This is a genomic window from Mesorhizobium sp. M0119 (genome assembly GCF_040322615.1).
Taxonomy (GTDB): domain Bacteria; phylum Pseudomonadota; class Alphaproteobacteria; order Rhizobiales; family Rhizobiaceae; genus Mesorhizobium.
On record NZ_JAMYTU010000009.1, the window covers coordinates 84,631 to 105,251 of the forward strand.

At 61.5% G+C, this 20,621-nt stretch carries 26 protein-coding genes and 2 pseudogenes; 18 read left to right on the forward strand and 10 right to left on the reverse strand.

The features are described 5' to 3' along the window. Positions 1-119: 119 nt before the first annotated feature. Positions 120-596, forward strand: a complete 477-nt coding sequence (locus tag NKJ40_RS11550; protein WP_292653588.1) for a hypothetical protein — start codon at positions 120-122, stop codon at positions 594-596. Between the two features lie 9 nt (positions 597-605). Here the strand turns inward: NKJ40_RS11550 and NKJ40_RS11555 are convergent, their stop codons facing one another. Further along, positions 606-2,504, reverse strand: a complete 1,899-nt coding sequence (locus NKJ40_RS11555; RefSeq protein ID WP_352466208.1) for a L,D-transpeptidase family protein — start codon at positions 2,502-2,504, stop codon at positions 606-608. Positions 2,505-2,724: 220 nt separating this feature from the next. After that, positions 2,725-3,471 (reverse strand): 3-oxoacyl-ACP reductase family protein, encoded by a 747-nt coding sequence (locus tag NKJ40_RS11560; RefSeq protein WP_352466209.1) that lies wholly within the window; start codon positions 3,469-3,471, stop codon positions 2,725-2,727. A gap of 98 nt (positions 3,472-3,569) precedes the next feature. Between NKJ40_RS11560 and NKJ40_RS11565 the strand changes: the two genes are divergently transcribed. Next, positions 3,570-4,184: a TetR/AcrR family transcriptional regulator gene (locus NKJ40_RS11565; RefSeq protein ID WP_352466210.1), complete on the forward strand. Its 615-nt coding sequence runs from the start codon at positions 3,570-3,572 to the stop codon at positions 4,182-4,184. Positions 4,185-4,219: 35 nt separating this feature from the next. On the opposite strand, the gene NKJ40_RS11570 is transcribed toward NKJ40_RS11565, so the two are convergent. Further along, positions 4,220-5,125, reverse strand: a complete 906-nt coding sequence (locus NKJ40_RS11570) for an alpha/beta hydrolase (protein WP_352466211.1) — start codon at positions 5,123-5,125, stop codon at positions 4,220-4,222. Positions 5,126-5,172: 47 nt separating this feature from the next. Here NKJ40_RS11570 and NKJ40_RS11575 point away from each other — a divergent pair, with 47 nt between their 5' ends. Then, positions 5,173-5,625 (forward strand): MarR family winged helix-turn-helix transcriptional regulator, encoded by a 453-nt coding sequence (locus tag NKJ40_RS11575; RefSeq protein ID WP_352466212.1) that lies wholly within the window; start codon positions 5,173-5,175, stop codon positions 5,623-5,625. A gap of 37 nt (positions 5,626-5,662) precedes the next feature. Here the strand turns inward: NKJ40_RS11575 and NKJ40_RS11580 are convergent, their stop codons facing one another. Further along, complete coding sequence (locus tag NKJ40_RS11580; RefSeq protein WP_352466213.1) at positions 5,663-6,274, reverse strand: pyridoxamine 5'-phosphate oxidase family protein; 612 nt, start codon at positions 6,272-6,274, stop codon at positions 5,663-5,665. A 149-nt stretch (positions 6,275-6,423) separates the two neighbouring features. Between NKJ40_RS11580 and NKJ40_RS11585 the strand changes: the two genes are divergently transcribed. After that, the gene (locus NKJ40_RS11585; protein WP_352466214.1) at positions 6,424-6,852 is read left to right on the forward strand and encodes a nuclear transport factor 2 family protein; all 429 of its coding nucleotides are present in this window, start codon (positions 6,424-6,426) and stop codon (positions 6,850-6,852) included. Positions 6,853-6,874: 22 nt separating this feature from the next. Here NKJ40_RS11585 and NKJ40_RS11590 read toward each other — a convergent pair whose 3' ends face one another. Further along, positions 6,875-7,228 (reverse strand): gamma-butyrobetaine hydroxylase family protein, encoded by a 354-nt coding sequence (locus tag NKJ40_RS11590; protein ID WP_023717628.1) that lies wholly within the window; start codon positions 7,226-7,228, stop codon positions 6,875-6,877. A gap of 198 nt (positions 7,229-7,426) precedes the next feature. Here NKJ40_RS11590 and moaA point away from each other — a divergent pair, with 198 nt between their 5' ends. Together moaA and NKJ40_RS11600 are read left to right on the forward strand one after the other, a co-directional pair. Continuing rightward, on the forward strand, positions 7,427-8,422 hold the full coding sequence (moaA, locus tag NKJ40_RS11595) for a GTP 3',8-cyclase MoaA (RefSeq protein WP_352466215.1): 996 nt from the start codon (positions 7,427-7,429) through the stop codon (positions 8,420-8,422). A gap of 55 nt (positions 8,423-8,477) precedes the next feature. Then, the gene (locus tag NKJ40_RS11600; protein WP_352466216.1) at positions 8,478-8,951 is read left to right on the forward strand and encodes a hypothetical protein; all 474 of its coding nucleotides are present in this window, start codon (positions 8,478-8,480) and stop codon (positions 8,949-8,951) included. A gap of 51 nt (positions 8,952-9,002) precedes the next feature. On the opposite strand, the gene NKJ40_RS11605 is transcribed toward NKJ40_RS11600, so the two are convergent. Beyond that, positions 9,003-9,305, reverse strand: a complete 303-nt coding sequence (locus NKJ40_RS11605; RefSeq protein ID WP_352466217.1) for a hypothetical protein — start codon at positions 9,303-9,305, stop codon at positions 9,003-9,005. A gap of 119 nt (positions 9,306-9,424) precedes the next feature. Here NKJ40_RS11605 and NKJ40_RS11610 point away from each other — a divergent pair, with 119 nt between their 5' ends. The 12 genes and pseudogenes from NKJ40_RS11610 (at position 9,425) to NKJ40_RS11665 (ending at position 17,934) form a co-directional block, all read left to right on the forward strand. Then, positions 9,425-9,658, forward strand: coding sequence for a hypothetical protein (locus NKJ40_RS11610; protein WP_352466218.1), 234 nt, complete (start codon positions 9,425-9,427; stop codon positions 9,656-9,658). Between the two features lie 191 nt (positions 9,659-9,849). After that, positions 9,850-10,206 carry a hypothetical protein gene (locus NKJ40_RS11615; protein ID WP_292653577.1) on the forward strand — a complete coding sequence of 119 codons (357 nt, stop codon included), beginning with the start codon at positions 9,850-9,852 and terminating at the stop codon, positions 10,204-10,206. Between the two features lie 122 nt (positions 10,207-10,328). Beyond that, complete coding sequence (locus NKJ40_RS11620) at positions 10,329-11,249, forward strand: DMT family transporter (RefSeq protein WP_352466219.1); 921 nt, start codon at positions 10,329-10,331, stop codon at positions 11,247-11,249. 66 nt (positions 11,250-11,315) lie between these two features. Beyond that, positions 11,316-11,945: a molybdenum cofactor guanylyltransferase MobA gene (gene mobA, locus NKJ40_RS11625; protein WP_292653575.1), complete on the forward strand. Its 630-nt coding sequence runs from the start codon at positions 11,316-11,318 to the stop codon at positions 11,943-11,945. Then, positions 11,942-12,451: a molybdopterin-guanine dinucleotide biosynthesis protein B gene (gene mobB, locus NKJ40_RS11630; RefSeq protein WP_352466220.1), complete on the forward strand. Its 510-nt coding sequence runs from the start codon at positions 11,942-11,944 to the stop codon at positions 12,449-12,451. The genes mobA and mobB overlap by 4 nt, the downstream gene beginning before the upstream one ends. Positions 12,452-12,664: 213 nt before the next feature. Next, positions 12,665-13,447, forward strand: a complete 783-nt coding sequence (locus NKJ40_RS11635) for an ABC transporter substrate-binding protein (protein ID WP_292653573.1) — start codon at positions 12,665-12,667, stop codon at positions 13,445-13,447. Between the two features lie 118 nt (positions 13,448-13,565). Continuing rightward, a complete protein-coding gene (locus NKJ40_RS11640) occupies positions 13,566-14,279 on the forward strand; it encodes an ABC transporter permease (RefSeq protein WP_352466221.1) in 714 nt (237 codons plus the stop codon). After that, positions 14,276-15,103 (forward strand): ABC transporter permease, encoded by an 828-nt coding sequence (locus NKJ40_RS11645; RefSeq protein ID WP_352466222.1) that lies wholly within the window; start codon positions 14,276-14,278, stop codon positions 15,101-15,103. Before NKJ40_RS11640 ends, NKJ40_RS11645 begins: the two co-directional genes overlap by 4 nt. A gap of 46 nt (positions 15,104-15,149) precedes the next feature. Then, a pseudogene (locus NKJ40_RS11650) lies at positions 15,150-16,037 on the forward strand (NAD(P)-dependent oxidoreductase); the annotation flags it as partial. A 9-nt stretch (positions 16,038-16,046) separates the two neighbouring features. After that, entirely contained in the window at positions 16,047-16,751 is a 705-nt protein-coding gene (locus NKJ40_RS11655; RefSeq protein ID WP_352466223.1) for a DNA alkylation repair protein, read from the forward strand. Then, positions 16,711-17,292, forward strand: coding sequence for a GNAT family N-acetyltransferase (locus NKJ40_RS11660; protein ID WP_352466224.1), 582 nt, complete (start codon positions 16,711-16,713; stop codon positions 17,290-17,292). Before NKJ40_RS11655 ends, NKJ40_RS11660 begins: the two co-directional genes overlap by 41 nt. 69 nt (positions 17,293-17,361) lie before the next feature. Beyond that, entirely contained in the window at positions 17,362-17,934 is a 573-nt protein-coding gene (locus NKJ40_RS11665) for a DUF3299 domain-containing protein (protein WP_352466225.1), read from the forward strand. 11 nt (positions 17,935-17,945) lie between these two features. Here NKJ40_RS11665 and NKJ40_RS11670 read toward each other — a convergent pair whose 3' ends face one another. The 4 genes and pseudogenes from NKJ40_RS11670 to NKJ40_RS11685 form a co-directional block, all read right to left on the reverse strand. Further along, positions 17,946-18,437 (reverse strand): Lrp/AsnC family transcriptional regulator, encoded by a 492-nt coding sequence (locus NKJ40_RS11670; protein WP_006333679.1) that lies wholly within the window; start codon positions 18,435-18,437, stop codon positions 17,946-17,948. 202 nt (positions 18,438-18,639) lie between these two features. Continuing rightward, a pseudogene (locus NKJ40_RS11675) lies at positions 18,640-19,331 on the reverse strand (uracil-DNA glycosylase family protein). Then, positions 19,271-19,882 (reverse strand): glutathione S-transferase, encoded by a 612-nt coding sequence (locus tag NKJ40_RS11680; protein WP_352466226.1) that lies wholly within the window; start codon positions 19,880-19,882, stop codon positions 19,271-19,273. Before NKJ40_RS11680 ends, NKJ40_RS11675 begins: the two are co-directional and overlap by 61 nt. Positions 19,883-19,923: 41 nt before the next feature. Then, positions 19,924-20,547 carry a thermonuclease family protein gene (locus NKJ40_RS11685; RefSeq protein WP_352466227.1) on the reverse strand — a complete coding sequence of 208 codons (624 nt, stop codon included), beginning with the start codon at positions 20,545-20,547 and terminating at the stop codon, positions 19,924-19,926. Positions 20,548-20,621: the final 74 nt, after the last annotated feature.

The window sequence follows — 20,621 nt, forward strand, 5'->3', positions numbered from 1 at the left end:
GCCAACGGTCCAAATTCTAAAGAGTGGCGCGCCTCGAAGGCCCCCGGCCTTCGGCACACCCTTGCGTAGATATGACTTTGATGGCTGACTGGGTGCTATCATTGCGCGCGGGGGTGGGCATGGCGACGGCGAAGCACGTATTGAAGCGCGTTCTGATGATGCTCGCCGGTTATTTCGTTGCGGTATTGGTGGGCTTGATCGCGGTGGCGGCGATCTATGGCGGGCTGAGCTCGCTGCCAAATGCACCGAACTATTTCGACGTCATGGGTGTCACACCCGTCGCGGTGCTTCTGGTGCCGCCGCTCGGCATGTTCATCTATTTTCTGACGATCGTGCTGACCGCCCTGCAGACACTGATCTTCGCACTGATTGCCGAGTTTTTCTCGCTGCGCAGTTTTTGGCTGCATATGATCTTCGGCGCCGCGGCCGCGGTTGGCGGCTTCGCCTTGATCTGGCCCAGTGTACCAGACGACACGAACCCGGAGCGTTGGGCCGATATCGGTATCATTGCCGCGGCAGGCATTGTTGCCGGCCTGGTCTATTGGCTGATCGCCGGGCGCGACGCCGGCTTCCGGCGTCCGCTGTTTCAGCGCTAGAACCGTATCTCAGCTAGCCGGCGAACGCACCGCTTCGGTGCTGTCGAGCGCCTGCTGCAGGCGTATGTCACGGCCGTAGACATCGTTGAAATATTCGACGGTGCCGGACAGGTCCGGCCATGCGGTGAAATAGGCGACGTAGACCGGGATCTTGCGTGTCACATCTTCGGTCGAATGTCCGTGTTTCAGTCTGTCCTCGATATAGTCGACCGAGGTGCCGAGCACGGCAGCCGCCATGCCGCGCGGATCCTGCAAGCGCACGCAGCCATGGCTGAGCGCGCGCATGTCGCGCTGGAAAAACGACTTCTGCGGCGTATCGTGCATGTAGATTGCATGCTTGTTGGGGAACAGTATCTTCAGCTCGCCCAGGGCATTGGCCTCGCTCGGCAGCTGGCGCACGCCGTAAGGTATCTTTGCCCCGTAGGCACCCCAATCGACCGAGGAGGAGGGAATGCGCTTGCCATGCGCATTGACCACCTCATAGCCGGCGCGATCGAGATAGCCCGGATCCCGGCGCAGCCGCGGCAGCATCTCGTTGACCAGGATCGACTGCGGCACGCCCCAATAGGGATGGAAGTCGACCTGCTCGATCTGGTCATAGAAGAAAGCAGTCTGGTTGGTGGGCCGGCCAACGACGGCGCGGGTCTTCAGCTTCTCCTCGCCATTGTCGATATAGCTCGCGGTGAAAGCTGGCTGGTTGATGAAGACGCGCGGGCTACCGAGGTCGGAAGGCAGCCAGCGCAACTCTTCGAGCGCAACCCGAACCTTCTGAATTTTGTCGGCCTTGGACGTTCCGGTCAACGATGCGACGGTACGCGGGCCGATGACGCCGTCGCCTTTCATGCCGGCCCGTTTCTGCACCGCCTTGATCACCGGCACCAGCTCCGGATCGTAGACCTGGCTGGTGGCGAGCCTCGCCAGGACCTCGCCATAGGCGCCGCCCATCTCGTCATCGAGATTGCGCGCGATCTTTGTCAACAGCTTCGGCAGCTCGGGGCTGGTCTGCCCCGGCTTCAACAGCAGATTGGGATCGATGGTGATTTCGTCTTCGGCGCTGGCCTGGAGCGCTTCCAGTTCAACGCGCAGCGCCTGATACTCGGAATTCTGTGGATGCCGCGATTCGATATAAGTGCGCACTTGCTGGGTATGGGCCAGCGTCTTCAGCACGCCTTCCATGTCGAGCGGCTTCGGCGGAAAATCGTAGTAGCCGGTCATGCGGTTGGGATCGACGCGGCCGCTTTGTGCGTCACGGGCGTAGCGCAGGACACGCGCCGATAGCGCCATCTCGAAGCGGACCAGCTCTTTCAGGCGTTCATCGGCATTGCCCGCCGATTCGCCTGCTGCCGGAACTTCGACGGTGTAGTCGGCGGGCGTCAGGCCGTAGCTCGCGGCCTCGCCCAGCACCCGCACGGCATCCTGGGCGCGGCTGCTGGGACTGGTTCCCGTCACCCAGATGAAATCTGGATTGGCCGAGTAATAGGCGATCAGCGCCTTGGCGATGTCCTTCTCGGCGTAGAGGTCATAGCCGTCGAGGCCGGCAATGGCTTCGCGGAATGCAGCCCCGGTGGCCGCCGGCTCGAACGCAGCATCCTGAGGCGTTGCCGGTTCAGGCGCTGCCGACAGTGCCGAAAAATCGACGCGCACCAGCGGATCGCTCTTGTAGGTATAATAGGATGGGCTGCTGATTTGCGCACCACCACCGCCCCCACCACCGGAAGCGGCCGGCGCCTTGGGCTTGTATTTTGACGGCGGCGGCGGAAAGTTACCTTTCGGCGGTGCGTGTTTGACGCCGCCGCCGAAAAGCATGTCGAAGAACCCTTGCGCTTCAGCCTTCGGCGCCCCGAAGGCCAGCATTGCCGCGGCCACCGCAAACGGCAGCACGGTTGCTTTGTTTCCAAGGAGTTTCATGGATCACCCGCTCCGGTTGAACCGGATCCCGTTCCGCACCGCTTTCACGGTCTCGCCCACCGCATGGCGGATGTAAGGCGTGACTACACTGATTCATACTGATTTCGTTAAGCTTCCATAAATTTCGGAACGTCTGTTGCAGAACGGTTTCACAACATCGTGACGGGTCAAGCGGTTCCGCCATCGCCCCCGATCAATGGTAGTGCCCGTGAGCCAAGCCTCAAGCGTTGGCGCCGCCGTCGATGGTCAATGCCGCGCCTGTCACGAAGCGCCCTTCGGGACCGGCAAGCCAGGCGACCATGCCGGCGATCTCGTCGGCCGTGCCGAAGCGAGGCATCGCCATCTTCTGGCGCTGATGCTCGGCGTGCGGGCCGGCTGCCGGATTCATGTCGGTATCGGTCGACCCCGGATGGACGACATTGGCGGTGATGCCGCGCGGACCGAGATCGCGTGCAAAGGCCTTGGTCAGGCCAACCAAGGCAGCCTTGCTGGCCGAATAGGCGCTCAGGCCGGCGTCGGTGGCACGCTCGGCCAGATTGCTGCCGATCGAGATGATCCGGCCACCCTCGCCCATATGCGCTGCTGCCGCCTTGGCGGCGACGAACGGGGCTCTGAGGTTGACCTCCATCGTCTCGTCAAAGTCGGCAAGCGACAGGGCATCGATCGGCGCAGCGCGCCAGATGCCGGCGCTATTGACAAGGATGTCGAGCCGTCCGAAGGCTTTTGCTGCCTCATCGACTGCCGCCTCGATCGCCCCAGCATCGCGATTGTCGGCTTTGATGGCAAAGGCCCTGCCGCCGGCCGCCTCGATTTCCCTGACCACCGCACGCGCCCCTTCCTCGCCATTCACATAGGTGATCGCCACGCCTGCGCCGTCGGCCGCGAGCCTTCTTGCGATCGCCGCACCAATGCCGCGGCTGCCGCCGGTGACGAGGGCGGCCTTGCCGTTCAAGCTTCTGGATGACATCTGCTTCTCCATTTTGTAGTGATTGATACATAAATATCTGCCAGCCTTGCTGAACCACGTCAACTGAATTATGTATCGATCAATACAGAAAGGATGCCATGCCGGAACGAGGCCGCCCCCGCACCTTCGATCGAGCCGCCGCGTTGCGGCGCGCAATGGAAGTGTTTTGGGCCAAGGGTTATGAGGGCGCGTCGATAAGCGACCTGACCGCTGCAATGGGCATCAACTCACCCAGCCTCTATGCCGCCTTCGGCAGCAAGGAAGCGCTGTTTCTCGAGGCAACCGAGCTTTACACGCGGGTCGAGGGAACCGAGATCTGGTCCGCGCTGGAAAAGGCGCCGACTGCGCGCCAGGCGATCGAGTGGTTTCTGCGGCAGACAGCCAAGGCGTATTCGCAGACCGGTCGCCCGCAAGGCTGCCTGATCGCGCTCGGCGCTTTGCACCAGGATTCAAGCTGTGGTGCCATCTGCGATGATCTTCGCCGTCGCCGCGCCGAAAACCGCGAAGCCTTGCTGAGACGGCTCGAGCGTGGCGTGGCCGAGGGGGAGTTGCCGGCCGATTTCGACTGCGGCACGGCCGCGACCTTCTATGCGACCGTGCAGCACGGCATGTCGATCCAGGCGCGCGACGGCGCGTCGCGCTCGGCTCTTCTGGAGACGGTGGCCGGGGCAATGGCGGCTTGGATAGCGATGGCCGGCACCGGGGCGGCGTGACGATCCCCGGCAGACAAGAACAGACATTCAGATCACTACAGAGACGGCTCCAGCCTGCCCGCGACGAAGCCAACGGCACGCTCCGCCACACCCTTGTCGGCGAGAATGCGGCGGTGGCCGAGCCCGTCGGCCCAGTACAGCCGCACATGGTCTCCGGCGCGCGCATAGAGCCTTGCATGATCGGCGGACACTTCGCGGTCGTCCGGCGCGTGGATCACCAGCGTCGGCAGCGGCGTGCTTGCCAGTTGGCGGTCGCCGGTGAACTCGCGCAACGGCCGGCCGGCGATGCGCTCGACCCGGTCGGCCATGGCGACCTGCGAGCGCGAGCCGACATTTAGCATGCGGCTGAAATCGGCAAAGATCGCAGGCAGGGAGCTCGGCGCAGCGATAAGCACCAGCCGCCCGGCCGCCAACGGCGGGATATTTCTGATTGAACCGGCGACGGCATTGGCGGCGACGGCACCACCAAAGGAATGGCCGATAATAGCGGCAAACGGGCCGAACCATTCGCCGGCAACCCGTGCCGCATCGACTGCACTGACCAAGGTAAGCCGGCGGCCCTGCGACTGGCCGTGGCCCGGCAGGTCGAGCGAGACCACCTTGTAGCCTTCATGGCGATAGGCTTTGATCAGCGTGCGCATGTATTCGGTGCGCGAACGCCAGCCATGGATGACGAGCACAGTGCCGGCAGACGCCCTGCCCGGCTCGGGCCGGAATTCATGCACCATGACGCAGCCGGTTCTGGTCTTTAGCCGGTGATGGCGCGCTTCGGTCATGAAATCGGCGGCGCGATCGATTGCGCGGCGCTCACCTTCGCTCAAGCTCTTTTCGCGCGGCGTGCGGCAGAACAGCTCGAATGCGGCGCGCCCGGTGAGTCGCGGCGCCACATGCTCGGCCACGCCGAACGTGCCGCGGATGACCTTCAGTCCAAATGATGCCATAGTGGCGATCCATTCATTGGTTCAAGCATGAACATAATAGTTCAAACATGAACATTAAGCAAGACCTGCCCTGGGACAACCCGCGTTTTCGCAACTGGGTCGCGGTGGCGCGTGCCTGCCACGTGGTGGAACGCACCCTGGCGGTGAAGCTGGCGCCACTCGACCTGAAGCCGGCGCAGCTCGACGTGCTGATGAACCTCTACCGCCATCCCGGCATGTCGCAGCACGACCTCGCTCGCCGCCTGCTGGTCGGCCGCTCCAACATCACCATGCTTTTGCCGCAGTTGGAGACCCGCGGCCTGCTGCGCCGCGAGGGCGACGAGAAGGACAAGCGCGTGCTGCGGCTGACGTTGACCGAGGCCGGCGAGGCACTGCTGATGCAGGCGCTGAAGGTCCACATGACACTGATCGAAAAGGCGATGAGCCAGTCGACGCCGGAACAATGCGACATGATCGGCGAACAGATGCGCAAGGTTGCCGAGGTGTTGAAGACCGCCTGACGGCTTCACCACCAAATTCCCTCACCACCAAATTTCTTCACCACATCGATTTTTTCGCGCGCTCCGGCCATTCCCGGTCGTAGACCTCGCCGTCGATGTTCTTGCGGCTAGTGATCTCCAGGATCTGTCCGGGGGTCGGCAGCGATCTCGGGTCGACATGCCTTGCCGGATTCCACAGTTCCGACCGGTGGATGGCGCGGGCGCACTGGAAATAGACCGCATCGACCTCGACGATCGTCACCGAGCGCGCCGGCTTGCCCTCGACTGTGAACGAGACGCAGAGCTCGGGGTCGGTGGTGATGTGGGCGCGGCCGTTGACGCGCAGCGTCGTGCCGGAGCCCGGCACCAGAAACAGAAGCGCGACGCGCGGATCGCGAAGGATGTTCCTCAGCGAATCGGCACGGTTGTTGCCGCGCCGGTCCGGTATCATCAGCGTTTTCGGATCGTGGATGCGGACGAAGCCGGCGAGATCGCCGCGCGGCGAGCAGTCCAGCCCTTCAGGCCCGCAGGTTGCGAGCGCAGCAAACGGCGAAGCTTCGATGAAGGCTGCGTATTCGGGAATCAGCTGGTCGAGTTCCTTGACCACCGACGCCTCGCCGGGCAGGCCATAGAGAGCTTCGAGCTGTTCGACGCTGGTGATCATGGACATGTTTTCGTCTCCAAACCTTTGCCGGCGCTATTCTAGACGCATGACGTTTTCACGACACGATGCCCGTTTGTCGTTCATCAGGAAACGGGTGTCGAGGGACCGCGAACAAGCGCAAACCGCTTTCGTGCTGACAGATACGGAGGTCAAAAATGGATAAACAGCTCGGCCGGCGACGCACCGCCATGGAACTTATTGAAAACATGTTCAATGTTGAAATGCGTTTCCTGCAATCAGGGTCGAAGAGCCTCGATATGCTTGCCAGCGCATTTCATGCCGAGATTGTCGTGCATGAGCCGCGTTCCCTGCCCTATGCCGGTGACTGGAACGGCCTCGACGGTGTTGGCGCCCTTTTCCGCAAGATGCGGGAAATCTGGAGCGACGTGGCGGTGGAGGACCTTCAGGTCGCCCAAAACGATGATACGGTGTTCATGAGCTGCTCGCTTTCGCTGACATCGCGGGCCAATGGTGCAACCATCAAACAGCCGTTTGCCGAAGTCTTGCGCTTCAAGGATGATCGGCTGATCGAAGGCACGCCGTTTTATCACGACACCAGCGAGATACTGGCGATCCTGCGTTGACCGGAGCGTCCGCGGGAATCATTCAACGATCGCGGCTTAGCCCCTTCTCTTCCAGCTCGGCGAGATAGGCGGCCCAGCGCGCATCCTTCTCATGACCCAGCGTATGCAGGTAATTCCAGGTGAAGATGCCGGTGTCGTGGAAATCGTCGAAGGTGATGCGCACGGCATAGTTGCCGACCGGCTCGATCTTAAGGATCGCTACATTGCGCTTGCCGGGAACGGTGACGCGCTGTTCGGGCGAATGGCCCTGCACCTCGGCCGACGGCGAGGCGACGCGCAGCAACTCGGCCGGCAATTCGAACGGCTGATGGCCCGGAAAGGTCACGGAAAGCAGCTTGCGATCCTTCGAGACCCTGAGTTCCTTCGGCGCTGTCATGTGGTGGATCCTGCGGAGAACCACCCTTCCCTACGCCGCTTCCTGTCGAGGGAAAAGGCCGCATCGAAACTTCCGACATGATCTGTCGGCGCCGGAATGTTACCGAAGATCGCGAGCTTCTATCTTGAATGGCAAGTTGGCTCGTATCACATAGCCATATATAACGAAGCCGTTCACGGCCACGGGAAGCGCATAAGCATGGATATGATCGATCCTTTCGGTCGCACGATCACCTACCTGCGCGTGTCGGTCACCGACCGCTGCGATTTCCGCTGCACCTATTGCATGGCCGAGGACATGACGTTCCTGCCCAAGAAGGACCTGCTGTCGCTGGAAGAACTCGACCGGCTCTGCACGGTCTTTATCGAAAAGGGCGTGCGCAAGCTCCGCCTCACCGGCGGTGAACCGCTGGTGCGCAAGAACATCATGCACCTGGTACGCCAGCTTTCGCGGCATCTCGAGAGCGGTGCGCTGGAAGAGCTGACGCTGACCACCAACGGATCGCAGCTTTCCCGCTTTGCCGCCGAGCTCGCCGACTGCGGCGTCAAGCGCATTAACGTCTCGCTGGATACGCTGGATGCCGACAAATTCCGCCAGATCACCCGCTGGGGCAATCTGGACAAGGTTATGGAAGGCATCGACGCCGCGCAGGCGGCGGGGCTGAAGGTAAAACTCAATTCGGTGGCCTTGAAGGACTTCAATGATGCCGAATTGCCGGAAATGCTGCGCTGGGCGCATGGTCGCGGTATGGATCTGACGGTCATCGAAACCATGCCGATGGGCGAGATCGACGCCGACCGCACCGACCAGTATTTGCCGCTGTCGCTGCTGCGCGCGGCACTCGAGCGCCAGTTCACCCTAAGCGACATCCCTTACAAGACCGGCGGCCCGGCCCGCTATGTCCATGTCGCCGAGACCGGCGGGCGGCTGGGCTTCATCACGCCGATGACGCATAATTTCTGCGAAAGCTGCAACCGGGTCCGGCTGACCTGCACCGGCACTCTTTACATGTGCCTCGGCCAGGAAGATGCCGCAGACCTGCGCGCGCCGCTGCGTGCGTCGGAAGGCAATGAGCTGGTCGCCGATGCCATCGACGAAGCAATCGGCCGAAAGCCCAAAGGCCATGACTTCATCATCGATCGCCGCACCAACCGTCCGTCGGTGTCGCGGCATATGAGCGTCACCGGCGGCTGATTTTTCGCCGATTTCGTGCAAGAACAATCGCCTTGGTATCAGCGCGAGGCAAGGCGTGCAGCGGTTTCTTGCAGTCCTGACGTTTTTCGGAGTGATGGCGGGGACCACGGCAGTTGCCGCGCCATTTACCTATACGAACGAGCGCTTCGGCACCGTCTGCACCTTTCCCGATGAAATCTTCACTCTTCGCCAGCCTGAGCCGGATAACGGCGATGGACAGCAGTGGCTCACTGCCGATGGCGCCAGCCTGATCTGTTCAGGTATCCTCAATATCGATGATGACAGCCCGAAAGCCTTCGTCTCCGCCGAGAGGGCCAGCAAGGAACCTGGCTACAAGATCACCTACAGCAAGACCGGCAAGGACTGGGCGGTGCTGTCGGGCATCAAAGGCGGAAACATCTTCTACGAACGCCGCCTGTTCGGAAAAGACGGTGTCATCCGCACGGTCTGGATCGACTACCCGCCAGCCCTGAAATCGAAATACGATCCGCTCGTCGGAGCCATCGCCGGCAGCCTCAGGGGACCGTGAGCATCAGGCGACGTCAGAACTTATTCGCAGCCTATTGTTTTTGCTAGCGAGTCACGGTTGTTGACGCGTGTAGTCGTATCGTACGGCAAGCCATTTCTTGCCGCTGCCATTGGCCTGGAGGAAATGCTGCTCGGCCACTTCGTGATTGTCGCCGTCCTTGGAAATGACGAAATCGGAGGCCGTGAACCGCCCTTCGACCTCGGGGCCGAACCCGACGAAACCAAGCGGCTCGAACAGCAGCGAAATCTTGCCGTCCTCTCCGCCACCAAAACTCCAGGCGGGCATGATCCCTGCCGGGAAACGGGTGTCCATGGAAACATACTTCCACCGGCCCTCCACCCGGTCATAGCTCAAATAGGCTATCCGCTGGAAGTCTGGGATTTTCGACCCGGGCGCCGGGCGTTGGCCAGATCGTGTTGACGACGGTCCATTTCCCGACGCGGCGAGCGAGCTCATCCGCTTCGTGACCCGGCGTGGACATCCGTTCGACTGCCGACGCCGAAGCGTCGTTCTCGGCGAACGCAGGCGCTATCGCCATGAGGATAACCGCCAGTGCAGAAGAGAACCGGAAAGCCGACGAAACGTGCCGCCTGCTGCCTGTGCCAAGCCTGTCCGCATTGCCTCGTGCATTCATCATGGACCACCTCCCCAGACAAGATCAGAAGCCTACAATGACCAATTTGGTGAATCTTGCCGAGCAAATTTGATCTCGTCGAAAGGTTTTTCCTCGAGCCGCTGTGTGATCGATTTGCCCTGCGAACCCATCCTTTAGAACGGCACCTTTCGGGATCACACCCAGAAAAGGTCTTGTCCGCAAACGGTCACCGGATTTACCGCAAGCCCATTCGGGCCTAGCCTCTGCTCTGGAGCGGTTCTTCGCCCAGTGGGGGAATACGATATGCGCAAACTCATTCTTTCTCTTGCATTGCTCAACCTCGCGGCCCTGCCCGCGGCGGCCCAGTCGATCGGCGGCACCTATGCCGTGGCCGGCACCAACTTCGATGGGTCGTCCTATGGTGGCGACGCGACGATCACGCTGACCAGCGAGACGACCTGCACGATCCATTGGGAGACAGGTGGCTCGTCCTCGGACGGTATCTGCATGCGCAACGACGATGCCTTCTCCGCCGGCTATGTCATGGGCAAGGCGGTTGGCCTTGTCGTCTACAAAGTGCAGGAAGACGGCTCGCTGCATGGCCTGTGGACGATTGCCGGCAAGGAAGGCAACGGCACCGAGGTACTGACGCCCAAATAAGTCCTGCCGCTCTTGCGCGGCAGATGTCACGGGCCACAGAAAGGCTGTGGCCCAGCCCTTTGACGTTGCTGTTTTGCGGGTGCCTGCTAGACGCTTGCTGCAGGACTCACCCGGTAATCGCCTTGCCTCTTTCGCCAAATCTGCGCGGCGCGTTGTTCATGATGGTGGCCATGGCTGGTTTCACCCTCAACGACGCTATCACCAAATTCTCGTCGGAATCGATGAACATGGCGCAGGTCATGCTGATCCGCGGCGCCTTCGCTTCGCTTTTCGTTGGCCTGCTTGCGTGGCAACGCGGCGCGCTTGCCCGGCCAAGTTCGATGCTGCAGCCGACCGTTGCGCTGCGCGTCGCCGGCGAGGCCGGCGCCACCGTGTCGTTCCTGGTTGCTCTGGCGCATCTTCCGATCGCCAATGTCTCCGCCGTGCTGCAGGCGCTGCCGCTGGCGGTGACGATGGGCGCCGCGCTTGTGTTCAACGAGGGCGTCGGCTGGCGGCGCTGGCTGGCTATTGCCGTCGGTTTTGCCGGCGTGCTGATCATCGTGCGGCCGGGCTTCGAAGGGTTCAGCGTCTTTTCTCTGCTGGCGCTGGCCAGCGTTGCATGCTGTGCGGTGCGCGATCTCGCCACCAAGCGGATACCGCAGGCAATTCCGACATTGCTGGTGTCGACCGCCACCGCACTTGCCATGACAGTTCTGGGCGCGGCACTGCTTTCGCCGATGGGCGGCTGGACGCCGATGACAGGAAAAAGCACGGCGTTCCTGGCGCTGGCGGCGGTGCTTGTGCTCATCGGCTACCAGTTCATCATCACGGCCATGCGGGTGGGCGATATCTCCTTCATCGCGCCGTTCCGCTACACCGCCCTGCTCTGGTCGATCCTGCTTGGCTTCACAGTCTTCGGCGATGTCCCCGATCTGCCGATGATCCTCGGTGCCTCGATCATCATCGCGTCAGGCCTCTATGCACTCTACCGCGAACGGATCGTCGGCCGGCAAAAGACAGCTGCCGAAAGCGCTGGACCGGACATGGCGCCGGACGGCATATAGGCGTGACCGTCGACGACCGTCTGATTTGAAAACTGGATTTTGGTCATTGGGTCTAGGCAGCAAACGATGGGCCGACATATCGCAGGGATCATTCTGGCCGGCGGCCGGTCGAGCCGGATGGGCGGCGGCGACAAGACCCTGCTTGCGCTTGGCGACGGTACCCTGCTCGACCGTATCGTTTCGCGCCTTGGCCCGCAGGTCGGGCCGCTTGCGCTTAGCGCCAATGGCGATCCAGCACGGTTTGCCGCGACCGGGCTTCCGGTGCTTGCCGACACCGTCAAGGGTTATGCCGGGCCGCTTGCCGGGATCCTGACCGGCCTCGAATGGGCTTCCGACACGACTTGCCAGGCGCTGGTCACGGCTGCCGGCGATACGCCGTTCCTGCCCAAGGACATGGTCGAGCGGCTGCTCGCGGCAGCCTATGCACGCCCGGGCTCTATCGCGGTCGCCTGTTCCGGCGGCAAACGGCATCCGACCTTTGCACTCTGGCCGCTAGGGTTAGATCAGGCCTTGCGACAATTTCTCGTCGAGGAAGACAACCGGCGCGTTGCGGCGTTCATCGACCGGCACGGTTTTGTCGAGGTGGAATTTCCCATCCTGAAATCCGGCGGGGCCGAGATCGATCCGTTCTTCAACATCAACACTCCCGACGACCTTGCCCAGGCCGCGCATCTGTTGCAGAGCATCGGGCCATGAAAAGACGTATCTTCGGCATCACCGGCTGGAAGAACTCCGGCAAGACGACATTGACCGAAAAGCTGGTAGCCGAACTCGTCCGGCGCGGCTGGAAAGTGTCGACGGTAAAACACGCCCATCATGATTTCGACATCGACAAACCCGGAGCGGACAGCTTTCGCCACCGGCAGGCGGGAGCAATGGAGGTCGCGGTCGTGTCGGGCAGGCGCTGGGCGCTGATGCACGAATTGCGCGGCGAGGACGAGCCGACGCTGGACGCGATCCTGTCACGGCTGGCACCCTCCGATATCGTGCTGGTCGAGGGTTACAAACGCGAGGCGCACAAGAAAATCGAGACGCGACGGCTCGAGGCCAAGGACCTGACACCACTCTCGGCAGGCGATCCACACATTGTCGCCATCGCCTCCGACTTCCCCATTGCCGGCGAAGACCTGCCGGTCTTCGATCTCGACGACACGAATTCGATAGCCGACTTCATCGAGCGCGCCAGCGGCCTGTCGCGCTGAAAATGCGGCAGAAGACAGTTTCCGCCCACTTACTTTCCAATTTAGGCGTCTGACCCAGCGTCATCGCTTTCTGAACATGACCTTCCCTCAAGCGACGGTTTTGCAGTTGCTTTTTCTTGGGAAAGAATGGGAGTATCGCGCCAGCGGGCGGTCAAAAGCACCGCCCACAGAGCCGTTCGGGAACGACGGCCGGGACCAACAGAGAGGACCATTATGCGTATTGCACTGCGTATCGCGCTCGCCGCTTCGGCTGCGCTGCTGACGCTTGGCGTTGCCCAGGCCCAGGAAAAAACCTTGAGGATCGGCACCGAGGGAGCGTATCCGCCGTTCAACAATCTGACCGCCGACGGCCAGCTTGTGGGTTTCGATATCGACATCGCCAAGGCGCTCTGCGACGAGATGAAGGTGAAGTGCACCTTCGTCGCGCAGGACTGGGACGGCATCATCCCAGCCCTCCAGGCCGGCAAGTTCGACGCCATCGTCGCGTCGATGTCGATCACGCCGGAGCGTGCCGAGAAGGTCGACTTCACCCACAAATACTACAACACGCCGCCGGCAATCGCCGCGCCCAAGGACACTGACATCAAGGGTGTCACCAAGGAAGATTTGGCCGGCAAGACGATCGGCGTGCAGGCGTCCACCACGCATTTCAACTATTCGACCAAGACTTATACCGACAGCACCGTCAAGCCGTATCCGACCGCGCAGGAATACCAGCTCGATCTGGCCAATGGCAGGCTCGATGCCGCCAATGACGACGTCGTCGTGCTGCAGCAATGGCTGGATTCGCCGGACGGCGCCTGCTGCAAGCTGGTCGGCACAATCCAGCCGGTTATCGAAATCCACGGTCCGGGCGCCGGCATTGCCGTGCGCAAGGGCGAGACCGATCTGGTCAACCAGTTCAATGCGGCGATCGACGCCATCCGCGCGAACGGAAAGTACAAGGAAATCAACGACAAGTACTTCAAATTCGACGTCTATGGCGGCGAGTCCTGATCGACCGACATAGGACGACGTGAACGGCGGGAGATTCCCGCCGTTCTTATAAGGATGCCGCGCACGAGGGGTGACGCGGTTCGGGCCTCAAAGAGCCTTAAGGAGAACAGGCAGGCGGATGCAGAGCGCACTGACGCTTCTCAGTTGGGGACCCGAAGGCTGGCTCGACGACATCGCCGCGGGTGTGCTTGTCACGGTATGTCTTGCGCTGGCCACGCTGCCTTTCGGGCTGACGCTCGGCTTTTTCGTGGCGCTGGCCAAACAGTCGGAAGAGCCGTCGCTGAGACTGGCCGGGAACATCTACACCACGATTTTTCGCGGAATACCCGAGCTGCTCACCCTGTTTCTGATCTTCTTCGGCATCCCATTGATCTTGCAGTACATTGTCCGGCTGGTGAGCCCTGGCACGTCGGCCGACGTCAACAGCTTCGTCGCCGGCATGATCGCGCTCTGCTTCATTTTCTCCTCTTATTCCAGCGAGGTGTTTTTATCCGCCTTTCGCGCCATTCCAAAGGGACAATATGAGGGAGGCTATTCGGTTGGCCTGTCCAGCGGCCAGACGATGCGGCTGATCGTGTTGCCGCAGTTGATCCGCATCGCATTGCCCGGACTTGCCAATCTTTGGCTGATCTTGCTCAAGGACACTGCGCTCGTATCGGCGGTCGGACTCAACGAGATCCTCCGGCAGAGTGGGGTTGCCGCGCGCGTCACCAAGCATGCTTTCCTGTTTTATGGTTTTGCCAGCCTGATTTATCTCCTGCTGGCGATCGTCTCCTCCTTCGCTATCAATGCGATCGAACGAGCGGTCGGCGGCAGAGAGGTCAAGCGATGAGCCTGGCCACCGATACGCTGAAGGTCGACCGGCCGCCGCCGCCCGCACGCGGCTGGTCGCGCCAACGCATCCTCGGCCATGTCCTGGTCGGCCTGTGGATCGCTCTCGGCATTGGCATGGTCGTCTACCTGGTCGCTGCGTGGAACCCGGAGTTCTTCCAGAAATATGCACCCGGTTACATATCCGGCCTCGGCATCACCCTGTTGCTGGTTGCCATCTCGATTGTGCTTGGTGCGATCCTGTCAGTGCCGATTGCCTATGCACGCATGTCGAAGAACCCGATCCTTTCGGGGTTCGCCTATGCCTATGTCTATTTCTTTCGCGGCACGCCGCTGTTGGCGCAGACCTTCCTGGTCTACTACGGGTTGGGCTCCTTCCGGCCGGAGCTCGAGATGGTCGGCCTGTGGGGCTTCTTCCGCGAGGCGTTCAACTGCGCGATCTTCGCCTTTTCACTGAATACGGCCGCGTACCAGGCCGAGATTTTGCGTGGCGCGATCGAGAGCGTGCCGAGAGGCCAGTGGGAAGGTGCCGCCTCGCTCGGCCTGCACAAACTGCAGACGATGTGGAAAATCGTCCTGCCGCAGGCGCTGATAGTCGCGCTGCGACCCTACGGCAACGAGATCATCCTGATGATCAAGGGCTCGGCGATCGTCGCCATCATCACCGTCTACGATCTGATGGGCGTGACGAAGCTCACCTATGCGCGCACTTTCGACTTCCAGTCCTTTATCTGGGCGGCGATCGTCTACCTGATCATTGTCGAGATGTTGCGCCACGCAGTCGAATGGATCGAACGGCGCATCACCATCCATCTGCACCGCTGACTCCCATCGCCTTGCCTGATCCGGTAAGAAGGCCGCAAAGCAGGCTTTTAAGGGATTCGAAAACATGGCTTCGGTGGCATTTCTCGGTCTTGGCGTCATGGGTTATCCGATGGCCGGGCATCTCAAGAACAAGGGTGGTCACGACGTCACCGTCTACAACCGTACCAGGGCCAAGGCCGAGCAGTGGGTTGCCCAGCATGGTGGCAGCTTCGCAGCGACGCCAGCGGAGGCGGCCGAGGGCAAGGACTTCGTTTTTTCCTGCGTCGGCAATGACGACGATCTGCGCTCGGTAACGACCGGCACCGGAGGCGCCTTCAATTCAGTGAAGAAAGGCGCCATCTTCATCGATAATACCACCGCATCGGCCGAGGTCGCGCGCGAACTGGCGCAGCAGGCGCAAGCGCTCGGGTTTTCGTTTCTCGACGCCCCCGTTTCCGGCGGTCAGGCAGGCGCCGAGAACGGCGTTCTGACCGTGATGGTCGGCGGCGAGCCAGACGCCTTCGACAGGGCCAAGCCGGTCATAGATGCTTATGCCCGCATGGTCGGGTTGATGGGACCGGCAGGGGCTGGCCAGCTCACCAAGATGATCAACCAGATCTGCATCGCCGGCCTCGTTCAGGGACTGGCCGAAGGTATCCATTTCGGCAAGCAGGCCGGGCTCGACATCGAAAAGGTCATCGAGGTGATTTCCAAGGGCGCCGCTGGTTCCTGGCAGATGGAGAACCGCCACAAGACAATGAATGCCGGCAAATATGATTTCGGCTTCGCCATCGACTGGATGCGCAAGGATCTTGGCATCTGCCTCGCCGAGGCCGACCGCAACGGCGCCAAACTGCCGGTGACGGCACTTGTCGACCAGTTCTACAAGGACGTGCAGGCGATGGGCGGCAAGCGCTGGGACACGTCCTCGCTGCTGGCGCGGCTGGAGAGATAGGATTTCACCGTGGCCGAGCTTTCGCCTCAATCCAGCGCCGACGAAATCGTCGCTCATCTGCGCTCGATCGCCTCGGAGGAAAATCGACTTGGCATGCTGCGCTACGGCATAAAGATCGAACGTGCGCTCGGTATCTCGCATGGCGTGCAGCGGCAGATTGCCAAGAAAATCAAGCGCAACCATGAGCGTGCCTTCGAGCTTTGGCAGACAGGCATCATGGAGGCGCAGTTCATCGCTTCCGTGACAGCCGATCCGGAGCGGTTCTCCGCCGCGGATGCAAGACGATGGGCGGCGACTTTCGACTCGTGGGATATCGTCGACGGGGTCTCCGATCTCTTTGTCGATACGGATTGCTGGAGGGAATTGATCGCCGAATTCGCGGTCGACGAACGGGAATTCGTTCGACGCACGGCTTTTGCGATGATGGCTTGGTCGGTGGTTCACCGGAAGAAGGAACCCGAGACGACCTTCCTCGAATTTCTGTCGATCATCGAAGCGCATGCGACCGACGGCCGCAACTTTGTGAAGAAGGCTGTGAACTGGGCGCTTCGTTCGATCGGCAAGCGATCGATGAATTTGCACGGCCCTGCCCTTGCCCTGGCGCAAAAACTGGCAGCCTCGACGGACAAGACTGCGCGCTGGATCGGCAAGGACGCCGTGAAGGAACTTTCTGATGCCAAGACGCTCGAACGGCTCGCCGCCAGAAAAGCTTGACCTGAGCGAAGTGCGCTTCACGGAGGTGACGCAATCGACGCGCGCCGATTTCGAAAACCTGTTCGAGCAACCCGGCGGGCCGAAATACTGCTGGTGTATGGCTTGGCGCAATCTCGGCCGCCGCGAGCATGTCGAGAACGACGAGAAGAAACGCGCGATGATGGCGATGATCGACGCCGGCACGCCGGTCGGCATTGTCGCCCAGATCGATGGCCGGACCGTCGGCTGGTGCTCGGTCGCGCCGCGCGAGACCTACCGCAGGCTGTCACCGCAGCAGGACGACCGCGAGATGGGCATCTGGTCGATCGTCTGCTTCTTTGTGCCGAGAGCGTTGCGCGGCGGCGGGCTGGCGAGCGCATTGCTTGATGTAGCCATCGATCACGCCTTTGCCAAAGACGCCACGACGATTGAGGCTTATCCAGTCGACCAGGCGTCGCCGAGCTACAGTTTTATGGGTTTTCGGGACATGTTCGCCGCCCGCGGCTTTCGCGAGATCGGCATGACCGGCTCGCGCCGGCATGTGATGCGGCTTGAACGTTGACCTTGGCGACAGTGGCAGCTTTACTTGCTGGCATAGGCCGCAGATCAAGGCTCAGCAAGTGGAGCAGGAATGAAAAACCGTCTCAAGTCAGGCGCGACGCTTGCAGCCGCAGTGTTCGCGTCTGTTGTCGCAGGCAACGCTTGCGCCGGGACGATGCATATTTTCTGGAAGGATCTGCGCCCGGCGAGCCAGGCAGCCGCCGAAAGCGTCGGGCTGCCGATGATCGCGGCCGAAATGCCGGATCATGGCGAGACGCTGTCACTCAACTTGCAGGACAAGACCGTACAACTCGCGGGCTATGCACTGCCGGTCGATCGCGACGGCGATCTCGTCTATCAATTCCTGCTGGTGCCCTGGACGGGAGCCTGCAGCCATATGCCGACGCCGCCGCCCAACCAGATCGTCCTCGTTACGCCTGCCCAACCCTACCGGATGTCTGAGGCCTACCAGCCGGTTTCGGTAACCGGCGCATTGCAGCCCGGCATGGAGAAGAGTCAGCTTTTTATCCTTGACGGTGTAAGCGTCATCCAGTCGGGCTACACTGTGCGCAAGGCCGAGGTGGTCGACGTCGACACCGTGCCGGACACGATCACGCTGCCGGTCAACTCGCCCTGGACTTTCCTCAACAAAAAGAAGAACTAAGCAGAAGAATCTCAGGCAGCGTTGGCGCCAGACTCCTTGTCGAGCACCATGTAATCCAGCGGCATCTCGGTCGTGTATTTGATCTGCTCCATGGCGAAGGAAGACGACACGTCGCGGATCTCGATCTTGGCGATCAGCCGCTTGTAGAAGGCGTCGTAGGCGGCGATGTCGGGCACCACGACGCGCAAGAGATAGTCGACGTCGCCGCTCATGCGGTAGAATTCGACCACTTCGGGAAATTCCTGGATAACTTCCGAAAAGCGCCGCAGCCATTCATGGCTGTGCGAATTGGTGCGGATCGAGACGAACACGGTGACCCGCACATTGACCTTTTCATGATCGAGGATGGCGACACGCCGCTTGATGACGCCCTCTTCCTCGAGCTTCTGGATGCGCCGCCAGCACGGCGTCGTCGACAGGCCCACCTTCTTGGCGACGTCGGCGACTGCAAGCGTCGCATCCTCCTGAAGGAGGCGGAGGATTTTTCTATCGAGGCGGTCCATTGGGTGCTCCCCTGATGCAAGTCGTCCAAAGTGCGCAGCGGCCTTGGCACAACGACATGCATAAAAACAAGAATTTAACGCGCGTCCCCTCATGCGCGACGCGCTTCGAGGAATGGATTACCATATTCCCTCTTGCTCAAGCCTATTACAAGAAAGAAATTCTGTTGAATAGCGCAAAAGCGAGTGATTTCTTGCTGAATGCCTAGCCGAGGCGATAGCGGATTTCCGATCTCAGAAAGGGCAGCAAATCCATTTCAAACCATGGATTGCGCTTCAGCCAACCAGTGTTGCGCCAGGACGGGTGCGGCAGCGGCAGGACTTTCGGGTCGCTCGCCGCCGCCCAGATGGCACGCCAATCCATGACCGTTTCCGTCAGCGAGGGACGGCGCGCCGCGCCCATATGCCAGCTTTGCGCGTAGATGCCGATCGTCAGCACCAGATCGACTTGCCGCATCAGCGCCATCAGCGACGCGCGCCATGCCGGCGCACATTCGCGGCGCGGCGGCAGGTCGGCGCCCTTGGCGTCCTGACCTGGAAAGCAAAAGCCCATCGGCACGATGGCAAACTTGTCCGTGTCATAGAATTCCTCGCTGCCGACGCCCAGCCAGCTTCGCAGCCGGTCGCCGGAGGCGTCGGTGAACGGCATGCCTGACACGTGGACCTTGGTGCCCGGCGCCTGGCTGGCGATCAGGATGCGGGCGCTCGAAGATGGCCTGAGCACCGGACGCGGCTGGTGCGGCAACGGCCTGCCGGCTGGCTTGTCGATGCAGATGCGGCAGGCGCGTACCCTCGCCGCCAGGGCTTCCAGCTCTTCGCTCATTCGGAACTCATTGTCAGGCGGCGGCACTCGGCCGGCTGGAGATTTCTCGATACCAGCGCAGCACGTTGGTGCACTCTTCGGGTACCTTGATGCGAGCCGGCTTCATGAAGTCGATGGCGACCAGCCCGGTGATGTCGGCGATCGAATAGGCATCACCGGCGACGAATTCCCTGCCGGCGAGCTCAGTGTCCAGAAATCTCAGGAATTCGATCGCCTTCGGCTTGTTGGCCTCACCCCATTCGGGGATTTGCGGGATCTCCCATTCCCTCATTGCGGGGTGGATATGCCGGAACGCCGCGGCGACGCAGCCGAACAGATTGAACTCCACACGTCTTTGCCACATCTCGACGATCGCCTTGCCGAGCGCGCCACGCCCGAACAAAGCCGGCTCGGGGTGCAGCTCCTCGAAGTAACGACAGATTGCGACGGATTCGGTGATGATGGTGCCATCGTCGAGCTCGAGCACCGGCAGACGCTTCAGCGGATTGCGCGAGCTGACCGGCTGCTCTTTGTGCTCTAGCGCGCCCATGTCGACGGGCACCAGCGGAACCTGAAGTCCCTTTTCGGCCAGAAAAATCCGAACCCGACGTGGATTGGGCGCACGCCCGCCGTCGAACAGCTTCATCTCTATCCTCCTCGTCCGCCCCGACGAACTATAGGCACAGCTCACCAGAAGCGAAAAATTTCGCGCAAGGCATCGCCGATCGACGCCAAGGTGCCGTGCTTTCTTTCGACCAGCTCGTGGCCGTGGCTCTCGCGCCAGTTCTTCGGCTCGTCGAAAGTTCCGGCCCAGATGCCGGCCTTGCCCGCGCGCGCAGCAGCTTCCTCGGTCTCGAAATCGCCAAAGGCGACCGCCCAGCCGGCCTCGACCTGCGCGCGGTTGAGATCCTTGCCGCCGACTTTGCAGTCGCCGAGCAGCCTGCCGTAGCGGTCGCGCTGCCAGCCGCTGCAGGAGACGGCTTTTCCGGCTATCAACCGCACCAGGGACTGCCGCGCGAGCTTGCCGCAGGGATAATCGGCACCGTCCTTGCGGCAGATCTGCGAATATTCCGGGGCGTCGATGCCACGCATGCGGATGCGCTCGCTGCCGAGGGTGATGCTATCGCCGTCGTTGACAATAGCCGCGCCCTCCGTCTTGCGCGTCTCCACCCGGTCGAGGCGCGCCGCCAGGAGGATCAGCAGGCCGAGCACGATGAGTGTCAGCCCATAGTCCATCAGCCTGCGCCACAGGCTTCGCGGACGCGGCGCATAGTATCGCTGGCGCGGCCATCGCGACCACGAACGGCTCATATGGCAAACCGTTGGTTAATCATTCGAACGTAGCTTAACGATTTGAAATTGCTGCCCGCGTAAATTGAAGACTT